Annotated in this window: 12 protein-coding genes; 9 read left to right on the forward strand and 3 right to left on the reverse strand. The window is 59.4% G+C overall.

Features of this window, described 5'->3' with window-relative positions:
* Positions 1–72 precede the first annotated feature (72 nt).
* Positions 73–375 carry a hypothetical protein gene (locus AC0Z8Z_RS00880; protein ID WP_065992547.1) on the reverse strand — a complete coding sequence of 101 codons (303 nt, stop codon included), beginning with the start codon at positions 373–375 and terminating at the stop codon, positions 73–75.
* A gap of 448 nt (positions 376–823) precedes the next feature.
* On the opposite strand from AC0Z8Z_RS00880, the gene argF reads away from it, so the two are divergent.
* Together argF and AC0Z8Z_RS00890 are read left to right on the forward strand one after the other, a co-directional pair.
* The gene (gene argF, locus AC0Z8Z_RS00885) at positions 824–1744 is read left to right on the forward strand and encodes an ornithine carbamoyltransferase (RefSeq protein ID WP_485617419.1); all 921 of its coding nucleotides are present in this window, start codon (positions 824–826) and stop codon (positions 1742–1744) included.
* Positions 1741–2838 carry an ABC transporter ATP-binding protein gene (locus AC0Z8Z_RS00890; RefSeq protein WP_485617421.1) on the forward strand — a complete coding sequence of 366 codons (1098 nt, stop codon included), beginning with the start codon at positions 1741–1743 and terminating at the stop codon, positions 2836–2838. Before argF ends, AC0Z8Z_RS00890 begins: the two co-directional genes overlap by 4 nt.
* Positions 2839–2880: 42 nt before the next feature.
* On the opposite strand, the gene AC0Z8Z_RS00895 is transcribed toward AC0Z8Z_RS00890, so the two are convergent.
* Positions 2881–3669 carry a PhzF family phenazine biosynthesis protein gene (locus AC0Z8Z_RS00895; RefSeq protein WP_485617423.1) on the reverse strand — a complete coding sequence of 263 codons (789 nt, stop codon included), beginning with the start codon at positions 3667–3669 and terminating at the stop codon, positions 2881–2883.
* 108 nt (positions 3670–3777) lie between these two features.
* Positions 3778–4248, reverse strand: a complete 471-nt coding sequence (gene ybaK / locus AC0Z8Z_RS00900; RefSeq protein ID WP_172609435.1) for a Cys-tRNA(Pro) deacylase — start codon at positions 4246–4248, stop codon at positions 3778–3780.
* A gap of 298 nt (positions 4249–4546) precedes the next feature.
* Between ybaK and glpK the strand changes: the two genes are divergently transcribed.
* The 7 genes from glpK to AC0Z8Z_RS00935 all read left to right on the forward strand — a co-directional run bounded on the left by glpK (position 4547) and on the right by AC0Z8Z_RS00935 (position 12262).
* Positions 4547–6052, forward strand: a complete 1506-nt coding sequence (gene glpK, locus AC0Z8Z_RS00905) for a glycerol kinase GlpK (protein ID WP_122536100.1) — start codon at positions 4547–4549, stop codon at positions 6050–6052.
* Between the two features lie 95 nt (positions 6053–6147).
* Entirely contained in the window at positions 6148–6903 is a 756-nt protein-coding gene (locus tag AC0Z8Z_RS00910) for a DeoR/GlpR family transcriptional regulator (RefSeq protein WP_074888955.1), read from the forward strand.
* A 214-nt stretch (positions 6904–7117) separates the two neighbouring features.
* Positions 7118–8689, forward strand: coding sequence for a glycerol-3-phosphate dehydrogenase (gene glpD, locus AC0Z8Z_RS00915; protein ID WP_485617424.1), 1572 nt, complete (start codon positions 7118–7120; stop codon positions 8687–8689).
* Between the two features lie 398 nt (positions 8690–9087).
* The gene (locus AC0Z8Z_RS00920) at positions 9088–10002 is read left to right on the forward strand and encodes a glutamate/aspartate ABC transporter substrate-binding protein (protein ID WP_172609437.1); all 915 of its coding nucleotides are present in this window, start codon (positions 9088–9090) and stop codon (positions 10000–10002) included.
* A 117-nt stretch (positions 10003–10119) separates the two neighbouring features.
* On the forward strand, positions 10120–10866 hold the full coding sequence (locus tag AC0Z8Z_RS00925) for an amino acid ABC transporter permease (protein WP_065992535.1): 747 nt from the start codon (positions 10120–10122) through the stop codon (positions 10864–10866).
* Positions 10863–11531 (forward strand): amino acid ABC transporter permease, encoded by a 669-nt coding sequence (locus AC0Z8Z_RS00930; protein ID WP_172612954.1) that lies wholly within the window; start codon positions 10863–10865, stop codon positions 11529–11531. Before AC0Z8Z_RS00925 ends, AC0Z8Z_RS00930 begins: the two co-directional genes overlap by 4 nt.
* Positions 11528–12262: an amino acid ABC transporter ATP-binding protein gene (locus tag AC0Z8Z_RS00935; RefSeq protein ID WP_037012313.1), complete on the forward strand. Its 735-nt coding sequence runs from the start codon at positions 11528–11530 to the stop codon at positions 12260–12262. The genes AC0Z8Z_RS00930 and AC0Z8Z_RS00935 overlap by 4 nt, the downstream gene beginning before the upstream one ends.
* Positions 12263–12337 lie beyond the last annotated feature (75 nt).

Here is a 12337-nt window from a genome sequence, read left to right on the forward strand (position 1 = left end):
CCAGAAATGTCAGTGCCGTGAATCGGGCGGCATCAGGCGAGCCGATAGCTCACCTGATAGAAGGAACGTTGCTCAGGAAGCAGAGCCACCGATGGGCGTGACCACCTTGCGCTGCATCTGCACTTCATGAACCGTTTCGATCTGCTCTTGAGACACCTGAATGCCGGTGAGTTCGCCGATCAGCCGCCAGTGTTCGTCGAGTCCGGCGCTGATGGTTGCCATACGATCGATCATCCGGCGTCCCGCAGAGCGCGTGACCTCGTCTTCGCTGCGCATCAGCTCGAACGACATCGACGTCATGGACGCCGTGAGGTGCGTAAGGGTTCGAGCGGTCAGCCCGAGCAGTTCCGTCAGTTGTTGCTCTTTTGAATCCATTCCCCACCTCTTCTGGAGGACATAAGCGGCCTTTATAACCCACGCCGATGGTTTAAGAAACGTCCGGGTTTCCGCGGCGTGAAGCATGTCGCATAAGGCTGCACAGTGGTTTGCGACTGTTACAGATCAGACAGCAGTTGCGAGACGCCAAAAGGCGTCACAAGCGGCCAGCCTTATCGGGACTAATGCGATGGCGAATGGCCTGCGCAGAAACATGACTGTAGCACTTCGTTACATGAAAAGCGTCCTGTGAGCGCCGCTTTCAGGCTACCGAACGTCCGACGAGGATTTTCCGTCACGGCGGCCCTTGGCATCAGGCGACATTTTCTTATACCCTCGCGCCTTCCCTATTCGTCGCCCCGTGCGGCTTTCGCCGCAGGTCTCGCCCGTTTTTCAGAAAAACCCGGCTTTGAGGATCTGCGGTCTGTTGCAGACAAGGTAGTTAATGATGAGCGCAAGGCACTTTCTCTCGATGATGGACTACACCCCCGCTGAGCTGGTCGGGGTGATTCGTCGCGGCATTGAGCTGAAAGATCTGCGAAATCGAGGCGTGCTCTTCGAGCCATTGAAGGGCCGCATCCTGGCGATGATCTTCGAAAAATCCTCGACACGGACACGTGTTTCGTTCGAAGCCGGGATGATCCAGCTCGGCGGCCAGGCGATCTTTCTCTCCCCCCGGGACACCCAGCTGGGCCGTGGCGAGCCGATTGCCGATGGCGCGCGGGTCATGTCGCGGATGGTCGACGCCGTGATGATTCGTACGTTCGCCCACAGCAACCTCACCGAGTTCGCCGCCCATTCCCGCGTGCCGGTGATCAACGGCCTCTCCGATGACCTTCATCCCTGCCAACTGCTGGCCGACATGCAAACGTTCCTTGAGCACCGCGGCTCCATTCAGGGCAAGACCGTTGCATGGATCGGCGATGGCAACAACATGTGCAACAGCTATATAGAAGCAGCCATTCAGTTCGACTTTAATTTGCGGGTCGCCTGCCCGGAAGGCTACGAACCCAGTGCGCATTACCTGGCCCTGGCGGGCGATCGCGTGACCTTGACCCGTGATCCCCAAGAAGCGGTAAAAGGTGCGCATCTGGTCTCCACCGATGTGTGGACGTCCATGGGCCAGGAAGAAGAAGCCGCCAGGCGTCTGGCCCTGTTCAAGCCGTTCCAGGTCACTCGCGCGATGCTCGACCGCGCGGCTGACGACGTGATTTTCATGCACTGCCTGCCGGCGCATCGTGGCGAAGAAATCAGCGAAGACTTGCTGGATGACCCGCGTTCGGTGGCGTGGGATCAGGCGGAGAACCGGCTGCATGCGCAGAAAGCCCTGCTCGAATTCCTCGTCGCCCCGGCCTTGACCACCCCATGAGTCAGCCCCTGCTGCTGACCCTGCATAACTTGGCCTGTGGTTATCAGGGCCAACGGGTGGTGCAAAAGCTCAATTTGCACCTGAATGCAGGCGACATCGGTTGCCTGCTGGGTTCGTCCGGCTGCGGCAAAACCACTACCCTGCGAGCCATCGCCGGTTTCGAGCCGGTGCACGAGGGCGAGATCACGCTGGCAGGCGAAGTCATTTCACGGGCCGGGTTTACCCTGGCCCCGGAGAAGCGCCGGATCGGCATGGTCTTTCAGGACTACGCCCTGTTCCCGCACCTCACGGTCGCCGACAACATTGCCTTCGGCATCCGCAACCATCCGCGCCAGAAGCAGGTGGTTCAGGAGATGTTGGAGCTCGTCAATCTCGGCGCGCTGGGCACCCGGCATCCCCATGAGCTTTCCGGTGGACAGCAGCAACGTGTGGCGCTGGCCCGTGCGCTCGCCCCCGAGCCGCAGTTGTTGCTGCTCGATGAACCGTTCTCAAATCTGGATGGTGAGCTGCGCCGACGCCTGAGCCACGAAGTGCGCGACATCCTCAAAGCCCGTGGCACCAGCGCGATTCTGGTCACCCACGACCAGGAAGAAGCCTTTGCCGTAAGCGATCACGTCGGCGTGTTCAAGGACGGTCGGCTGGAGCAGTGGGATACGCCCTACAACCTCTATCACGAGCCGGCGACGCCGTATGTCGCCAGTTTCGTCGGTCAGGGGTATTTCATTCGCGGACAACTGATCGATGCCGAATCGGTGCAGACCGAGTTGGGGGTTCTGCGGGGCAATCGAGCCTACCCCGGCGCGAAGGGGACGCCGATGGAGGTGCTGCTGCGCCCTGATGACATCATTTATGCGCCCGACAGCCCGATCAAGGCCCGCGTTGCGAGCCTGACGTTTCAGGGCGCGGCGACCCTGTATCGCCTGCAGTTGTCGACCGGTACACAGCTGGAAGCGTTGTTCCCCAGCCACGTGGATCTGCGCGCCGGGGACCAGGTCGGCTTCGAAGTCTCGGCCGAGCATCTGGTACTGTTTCCAACGTCCGGCAGCGTGCCGGTGCATCGGAGCGTTCCCGTGCATCGGGACGTGGCGGTCTGACGGCCTGTCATTCCCGGTCAGGTGCTTTCGGGCGAATATCCACTAGCTCAGTATCAACGCGCCGCTGGCCACCAGCGTCGCGTGCCCGCCGATCTTCACGCGTTCACCTTCCAGCCGGCAGAACAGCTCCCCTCCCCGCGCCGACGCCTGATAACCCGTCAGGCTGAATTTGTTGAGCCGGGCCGACCAGTAGGGAATCAGGCTGCAGTGCGTAGAGCCCGTGACCGGGTCTTCATTGATGCCGATGCCCGGCGCAAAATAGCGCGAGACAAAATCGTAGCGTTCGCCGTCGCCTTTGGCGGTCACGATCACACCAGGCCACGGCAAACGCGCGATGGCGGCGAAATCGGGCTTGCAATCGCGAACAGCCTGCTCGGACTCCAGCACCACGAGCAATTCCGCAGCGCTCAGCACGTCGACCACTTCCAGGCCGAGGGCACGCTCGATTTCCACCGTCACGCCTTGCTCGGCGGGCGGCATCGAGGGGAAGTTCAGGACCAGCCGGCTGTTTTCACGGCTCACACTCAACGGCCCGGATTTGCCAGTGAAGTGGATGACTTCGGCCTTTTCGGCGTACTTCTCGAACAGCACAAACGCGCTGGCCAGGGTCGCGTGCCCGCACAGCGGTACTTCATGGGTCGGGGTAAACCAGCGGATATGCCAGCCCGGGGGTTCACGGACCAGAAACGCGGTCTCCGACAAGTTGTGCTCTGCAGCAATTTGCTGCATCAGTTGATCGGAAAGCCAGGCGTCGAGGCGGTAGACCATCGCCGGGTTGCCTGCGAAGGCGCGGTCGGTGAAGGCGTCGACCTGATGGAATTCAAGCTGCATGGAAGGCATCCCCGAGTGAATAGGCGCGGCAACCCCGTTCGGGCGCAGCGGGTCTGCGGTCAGTTTCACCGCATGAAAGGGTCAGGCATTTCTGACAAGCCCTACGAATCATTCCCGGCCTATCCGGGCAAAGGTCGCACTGGTGTGTTGCGCAAGGACATCGGCGGGCAGTTCGACTTCCAGCCCGCGCCGACCTGCACTAACAAAAATCGTCGCGAAGGGCTGAGCGGACTCATCGATGAAAGTACGCAGCCTTTTCTTCTGCCCCAGCGGGCTGATTCCGCCCAGTAGGTAGCCGGTGGCCCGTTGGGCAGCCGTCGGGTCAGCCATTTCAGCCTTCTTGGCGCCTGCGGCGTGGGCCAGGGCTTTTAAATCCAGCGAGCCCACGACGGGAACTACGGCCACCAGCAACTCGCCTTTTTCGGTGCTGGCCAGCAGCGTCTTGAACACCTGAGCGGGGGCCAGATCGAGCTTTTCTGCCGCTTCCAGGCCATAGGAAGCGGCTTTGGGGTCGTGCTCGTAACTGTGGACGCGATGTTCGGCGCGAACCTTTTTCAGTAAATCCAATGCAGGGGTCATGCAGCACTCCAGACAGCCAGACACTTTCTTGTTTGCTGCCGATACTTTAGGCCATTGGTTATCGAAATGCCTGCGTTTGCGCACGACTTATCCACTAATATCGGCGGCTCGGAACATTCATCAATAACGTTCGCTTTCGACCTTTGACAAGGTTCGTTTACGTCTATATTTTTTCGAATACGAATATCCAGCTTGCTTCCTTGGTGCCATCCCGGTATTCAGTGCGCAAAGGCAATTTGCGCAGGCATCCATACGGACGGCAGTTTCCGGACACTCGTTTTACTATCAGGCATTCACCATGACCGACAACGAAAACAAGAATTACATCATCGCTCTGGATCAAGGCACCACCAGTTCTCGCGCCATCATTTTTGACCGTGACGCCAACGTGGTGAGCAGCGCCCAGAGCGAGTTCGTTCAGCATTACCCCCAGCCTGGTTGGGTCGAGCACGATCCAATGGAGATTTTCGCGACCCAGACGGCGTGCATGACCAAAGTTCTGGCCCAGGCCAACCTGCACCACAATCAGATCGCCGCGATCGGTATCACCAATCAGCGCGAAACCACGGTGGTGTGGGAAAAGGACACCGGCCGGCCGATCTACAACGCCGTGGTCTGGCAATGCCGTCGCAGCACCGAGATCTGCCAGCAACTCAAGCGTGACGGTCTGGAAGACTACATCCGGGACACCACCGGCTTGGTCATCGACCCGTACTTTTCCGGCAGCAAACTGAAGTGGATTCTTGACCACGTTGAGGGGAGCCGCGAGCGCGCCCGTCGTGGCGAGTTGCTGTTCGGCACCGTCGATAGCTGGCTGATCTGGAAATTTACCGGCGGCAAGGTCCACGTTACCGACTACACCAACGCCTCGCGCACGATGATGTTCAACATCCATACCCTGGAGTGGGATCAGCGCATGCTCGACGTGCTCGATGTGCCCCGGGAGATGTTGCCGGAGGTCAAGTCGTCATCCGAAGTCTATGGCCACAGCAAAAGCGGCATTCCCATCGCCGGGATCGCCGGTGATCAGCAATCGGCGCTGTTCGGTCAGATGTGCGTCGAACCGGGTCAGGCGAAGAATACCTACGGCACTGGCTGCTTCCTGCTGATGAACACGGGCAAAAAAGCCGTGAAATCCAGCCACGGCATGCTCACCACCATCGGCTGCGGTCCGCGCGGTGAAGTGGCGTACGCGCTGGAGGGCGCGGTGTTCAATGGCGGCTCCACCGTGCAGTGGCTGCGCGACGAGCTGAAGATCGTCAATGACTCCATGGACACCGAATACTTCGCCACGAAGGTGAAGAACAGCAATGGCGTCTACCTGGTGCCAGCCTTCACTGGTCTGGGCGCGCCCTACTGGGACCCGTATGCACGGGGTGCCTTGTTCGGCCTGACCCGTGGCGTGAAGGTCGACCACATCATTCGTGCCGCACTGGAGTCCATCGCCTACCAGACCCGTGACGTGCTCGACGCCATGCAACAGGATGCCGGCGAGCCGCTCAAAGCCCTGCGCGTTGACGGCGGCGCAGTGGCGAACAACTTCCTTATGCAATTCCAGGCCGACATTCTCGGCACGCCGGTGGAGCGTCCGAAGATGCGCGAAACCACCGCATTGGGCGCAGCGTATCTGGCTGGCCTGGCGATCGGGTTCTGGAGCGGACTGGACGAGCTGAGGGGCAAGGCCGTCATCGAGCGCAAGTTCGAGCCGCAATGCGATGACGCCGAGAAGGAAAAACTCTACGCCGGCTGGCGCAAGGCGGTGGACCGTACCCGCGATTGGGAACCCCACGAAGAGGTCGAATAAGCGCGATCCTGAACGGAGCGGCAGAGGCATTTTTTCCGGCTGACAGGTAATGGCTGCCTGCGGCATCATGGGCGCCCGTGCCCGAAGGATAAAAAATGAATCTGCCACCCCGTCAACAGCAGATCCTCGAGCTGGTCCGTGAGCGCGGCTACGTCAGCATCGAGGAAATGGCGCAGCTGTTCGTCGTGACCCCGCAAACCATTCGCCGCGACATCAATCAGTTGGCGGAAATGAACCTCCTGCGTCGTTACCACGGCGGCGCGGCCTACGATTCCAGCATCGAAAACACGGCCTACGCCATGCGTGCCGATCAGATGCGCGATGAGAAGCAGCGCATCGCCGAGGCCATTGCCGCGCAGATCCCGGACCATGCGTCGCTGTTCATCAACATCGGCACCACCACCGAATCCATCGCCCGCGCGTTGCTTAATCACAATCACCTGAAGATCATCACCAACAATCTTCACGTGGCGTCGATTCTCAGCGGCAAGGATGATTTCGAAGTGCTGCTGGCGGGCGGCAATGTGCGCCGGGATGGCGGCGTGGTCGGTCAGGCAAGCGTGGATTTCATCACGCAGTTCAAGGTCGATTTCGCCCTTGTGGGCATCAGCGGGATCGATGAGGACGGCAGTCTGCTGGATTTCGATTATCAGGAAGTGCGCGTTTCTCAGGCGATCATCGCCAACGCGCGTCAGGTGATTCTGGCTGCTGACTCCAGCAAATTCGGCCGCAACGCGATGGTTCGACTGGGGCCGATCACGCTGATCGACTGCCTGGTGACGGACCAGACGCCCGTGCCTGCGTTGGCGCAACTGCTGACGCAGAACAAGATTCGGCTGGAAGTCGTATAACCCTCGATCCATGAACGAGCGCAGTGACCGCGCTCGCTTCACCCGGATGTTCGCTTTTGTTCCTTTCTCATCTCTCCCATCAGTATTTTCAATGAATACTGAGTGGCTGCGTTCGCGTTATTGCGCTACTATTTTCGGAAATGAACATAAATGTTCGAATTCGCCCTCCCTGAGGCGCAGAATTCGAACGCGATCGAACACTTAGGAGGCCCCGATGGCCCAGTCCACTTTGCCGACCCCACCCCTTTCCGAGGTCTACGACGTTGCCGTGATCGGCGGTGGCATTAATGGTGTCGGCATTGCGGCAGACGCGTCGGGCCGGGGCCTTTCGGTCTTTCTCTGCGAGAAGGACGACCTCGCCAGCCACACCTCATCGGCCAGCAGCAAGCTCATACACGGTGGCCTGCGTTACCTGGAACACTATGAATTCCGTCTGGTTCGCGAAGCGCTGGCCGAGCGTGAGGTGCTGCTGGAAAAAGCGCCGCACATCGTCAAGCCGATGCGTTTCGTGCTGCCTCACCGCCCGCACCTGCGCCCTGCGTGGATGATCCGCGCCGGGCTGTTTTTGTATGACCACCTTGGTAAACGCGAGAAGCTGGCAGCGTCGAAGACCATTCGCTTCGGCGCCAACGGCCCGCTGAACAGCTCGATCACCAAGGGCTTTGAATACTCCGATTGCTGGGTCGACGATGCTCGTCTGGTGGTGCTCAACGCCATGGCCGCCCGTGAAAAAGGCGCGCACATTCATACGCAGACCCGCTGCCTGGGCGCCCGTCGCAGCGGCGGCGTGTGGCACATGGACATGGAGCGTGCGGACGGCAGCCTGTTTTCCATCCGCGCCAAGGCGCTGGTCAACGCCGCTGGTCCATGGGTCGCCAAGTTCATTCGTGAAGATTTGAAGCTCGAATCGCAGTACGGCATTCGCCTGATTCAGGGCAGTCACTTGATCGTGCCGAAACTGTACGAAGGCGAAAATGCGTTCATTCTGCAGAACGAAGACCAGCGCATCGTGTTCGCCATTCCGTACCTCGAACGCTTCACCATCGTCGGTACGACCGACCGCGAATATTCCGGTGATCCGGGGAAAGTGGCGATCACCGAAGGCGAGACTGATTACCTGCTGAAGATCGTCAACGACCACTTTAAGAAGCAACTCAGCCGTGCCGACATTCTGAGCACGTGGTCAGGCGTACGTCCGCTGTGCAATGACGAGTCAGATAACCCGTCGGCGATCACCCGTGACTACACCTTGTCGCTGTCGGGCAGCGCCCAGGAGGCGCCGATCCTTTCGGTGTTCGGCGGCAAGCTGACCACCTACCGCAAACTGGCGGAATCGGCGATGCAGCAACTGGCGCCGTTCTTCCCGCAGATGGAGCCAAGCTGGACCGCAAAAGCCACCCTGCCGGGCGGTGAAAGCATGACCACGCCAGCGTTGCTGGCGGCGCAACTGGAGCAGCGTTGCAGCTGGCTGCCAGCGGATATTGCCAAGCGCTGGTCGATTACTTATGGCTCACGCAGCTGGCGTATCGTCGAGGGCGTTCAAAGTCTCAGCGAAATGGGCGAACACTTGGGCGGCGGTCTGTACAGCCGCGAAGTGGACTACCTCTGCAGCGAGGAGTGGGCGACCAAGGGCGAAGACATTCTGTGGCGCCGGACCAAGCTTGGCTTGTTCACCACTGATGAAGAGCACCAGAAGGTCCAGGCGTATCTGGACAAAGTGGCAGGCCGCAACGGTTCTATTGAGCGGCTTGAATGGACAGTGCCCGCACCAAAGATCCACGCATAAATTGCCAGTCCCAATTCGCGGCTAAAGCCGGTCCTACTGAAATGACGCGATTTTGTAGGACCGGCTTCAGCCGGGAAAGCGTCCGAAGTCACACCGCAAAACCATTGGTTACCCACTCTGAAACCCCTGCGATACCATTCGGATTCCCGAACACCCTCCCCCGTTCAGTTCGGAATCCCGGACAGCCCGCCCCCCTTCACGCTCATCCCCCGCCAAAAATAATCAACAAATCCATACGCTTAGCGTCGGTCCCATCTCTGGCATGACTCATGCTCTACACTCTTGCACGATTGCTTCGATGTAGCGTGTCGCCTGACTGGGCCGCCGTTGAAGCGCTCTGAAACGATAGGGCCGTCCAACACCGGTCCAATAAAAAAAACAATGTCGAGGAAAACCAGATGCGCATCGTTCCCCATATCCTGGGCGCAGCCATTGCTGCCGCTTTGATCACCACCCCTGTTTTCGCCGCCGAACTGACGGGCACTCTGAAGAAAATCAAAGAGTCCGGCACCATTACCCTCGGTCACCGCGACTCATCCATTCCTTTCTCCTACATCGCTGACGCTTCCGGCGTGCCAGTGGGCTACTCCGCTGACATCCAGCTGAAGATCGTTGAAGCAATCAAAAAAGACCTGGACATGCCTGACCTGAAGGTCAAGTACAACCTGGTCACTTCCCAGACCCGTATCCCGCTGGTGCAGAACGGCACCGTCGACGTTGAATGCGGTTCGACCACCAACAACGCCGAGCGCGCCCAGCAAGTCGACTTCTCCGTAGGTATTTTCGAAATCGGCACCCGTCTGCTGAGCAAGAAAGACTCCGACTACAAAGACTTCGATAACCTCAAAGGCAAGAACGTCGTGACCACTGCCGGCACCACGTCCGAGCGCATCCTCAAGTCCATGAACGCCGACAAGCAGATGGGCATGAACGTGATTTCGGCCAAGGACCACGGCGAGTCGTTCCAGATGCTGGAATCGGGCCGCGCCGTCGCCTTCATGATGGACGACGCCCTGCTCGCGGGCGAAATGGCCAAGGCCAAGAAGCCGACCGATTGGGAAGTTACCGGAACGCCTCAGTCCTACGAAATCTACGGCTGCATGGTTCGCAAGGATGATGCTGCGTTCAAGAAAGCCGTTGATGACGCCATCGTTGCAACCTACAAATCGGGCGAGATCAACAAGATCTACGACAAGTGGTTCACCCAGCCGATTCCACCAAAAGGCCTGAACCTGATGTTCCCGATGAGCGAACAGCTCAAAGCGCTGATCGCCAACCCGAACGACAAGCCGGCGCCGGACAAGAAGGCCTGAGCCTTTCGCTCCACCATCTTGAAACCGTGAAAAGCCTGACTTCCGGAGACGCCCTGCGTCTTCGGAAGCCGCTACCTGGCGCGTGCGTGCATAACGATCAATAAGGGGGAGACCCTGATGAATTACAACTGGGACTGGGGCGTGTTCTTCAAGTCCACGGGCGTCGGCAGCGAGACCTATCTGGACTGGTACATCACCGGCCTGGGCTGGACCATCGCCATTGCCGTCGCCGCCTGGATCATTGCGTTACTCCTGGGCTCGGTGCTCGGGGTCATGCGCACGGTGCCAAACCGCATCGTGTCTTCTATCGCCGCGATTTACGTGGAAATTTTCCGTAACGTACCGCTGCTGGTGCAGCTGTTCATCTGGTACTTCCTGGTGCCGGACCTGCTGCCTGAAAACTTGCAGGAGTGGTACAAGCAAGACCTTAACCCGACCACCTCGGCGTTCCTGAGCGTTGTCGTGTGCCTGGGCCTGTTCACCGCCGCACGTGTCTGCGAACAGGTGCGCACCGGTATTCAGGCGCTGCCGGTGGGGCAGGAATCCGCCGCCCGCGCCATGGGTTTCAAGCTGCCCCAGATCTACTGGAACGTGCTGCTACCCCAGGCGTACCGGATCATCATTCCGCCGCTTACCTCCGAATTCCTCAACGTGTTCAAGAACTCGTCCGTGGCGTCGCTGATCGGCCTGATGGAGTTGCTCGCGCAAACCAAACAGACCGCCGAGTTTTCCGCGAACCTGTTTGAGGCCTTCACCCTGGCGACGCTGATCTACTTCACGCTGAACATGAGCCTGATGCTGCTCATGCGTCTGGTCGAGAAGAAAGTCGCAGTGCCGGGCCTCATCTCCGTGGGAGGTAAATAATGGACTTCTCTGGAGTGATTCCCGCCATCCCGGGCATGTGGAACGGCATGCTCATGACCTTGCAGTTGATGGCCATGGGCATCGTGGGCGGCATCATCATCGGCACCATTCTGGCGCTGATGCGGTTGTCGTCGAACAAGCTGGCGTCACGTGTCGCCGGCGCCTACGTCAACTACTTCCGCTCAATCCCGCTGCTGCTGGTCATCACCTGGTTCTACCTGGCGGTGCCGTTCGTGCTGCGCTGGATCACCGGCGAAGACACGCCGATCGGCGCGTTCACCTCCTGCGTCGTGGCGTTCATGATGTTCGAGGCGGCCTACTTCTGTGAAATCGTGCGGGCCGGCGTGCAGTCGATTTCCCGCGGTCAGATGGGTGCTGCTCAAGCATTGGGCATGACCTACGGCCAGATGATGCGCCTGATCATCCTGCCCCAGGCGTTCCGCAAGATGACCCCGTTGCTGTTGCAGCAGAGCATCATCCTGTTTCAGGACACCTCGCTGGTCTACACGGTCGGTCTGGTCGACTTCCTCAACTCGGCACGCTCCAGCGGCGACATCATCGGGCGCTCCAACGAGTTCCTGATTGTCGCCGGTCTGGTGTACTTCACGATCAGCTTCGCCGCGTCGCGCCTGGTCAAGTTCATGCAAAAAAGGTTAGCCGTATGATTTCCATCAAAAATATCAACAAGTGGTATGGGGACTTTCAGGTGCTGACCGATTGCAGCACTGAGGTCAAAAAAGGCGAAGTGATCGTGGTCTGCGGCCCGTCGGGCTCAGGCAAGTCCACGCTGATCAAGTGCGTCAACGCGCTGGAGCCGTTTCAGAAAGGCGACATCGTGGTCGATGGCACCTCGATCGCTGACCCGAAAACCAATCTGCCGAAATTGCGCTCGCGCGTCGGCATGGTGTTCCAGCATTTCGAACTGTTTCCGCACCTGACCATCACCGAAAACCTGACCATCGCGCAGATCAAGGTGCTGGGCCGCAGCAAGGAAGAGGCCACGAAAAAAGGCCTGCAACTGCTCGAACGTGTCGGCTTGTCGGCCCATGCCCACAAGCACCCGGGGCAACTGTCGGGCGGTCAGCAACAGCGTGTGGCGATCGCCCGCGCGCTGGCGATGGACCCAGTGGTGATGCTGTTCGACGAACCAACCTCCGCGCTCGACCCTGAAATGGTCAACGAAGTGCTCGACGTGATGGTGCAACTGGCCCACGAAGGCATGACCATGATGTGCGTGACCCACGAAATGGGCTTCGCCCGCAAAGTGGCGGATCGGGTGATCTTCATGGACAAGGGCCAGATCGTCGAAGACTGCGAGAAGGAAGAGTTTTTCGGCGACGTCAACGCGCGCTCCGAGCGGGCTCAGCAATTCCTCAACAAAATCCTGCAGCACTAAAAGCATTAGCCCTTAGAGGGCGTAAAAACCACCGGCCGCTCGTTCATCCCTGATGCAACGGGCGGCTGGTCGGTC

This window comes from Pseudomonas sp. 1L-C-7-B-C1, from assembly GCF_057291635.1.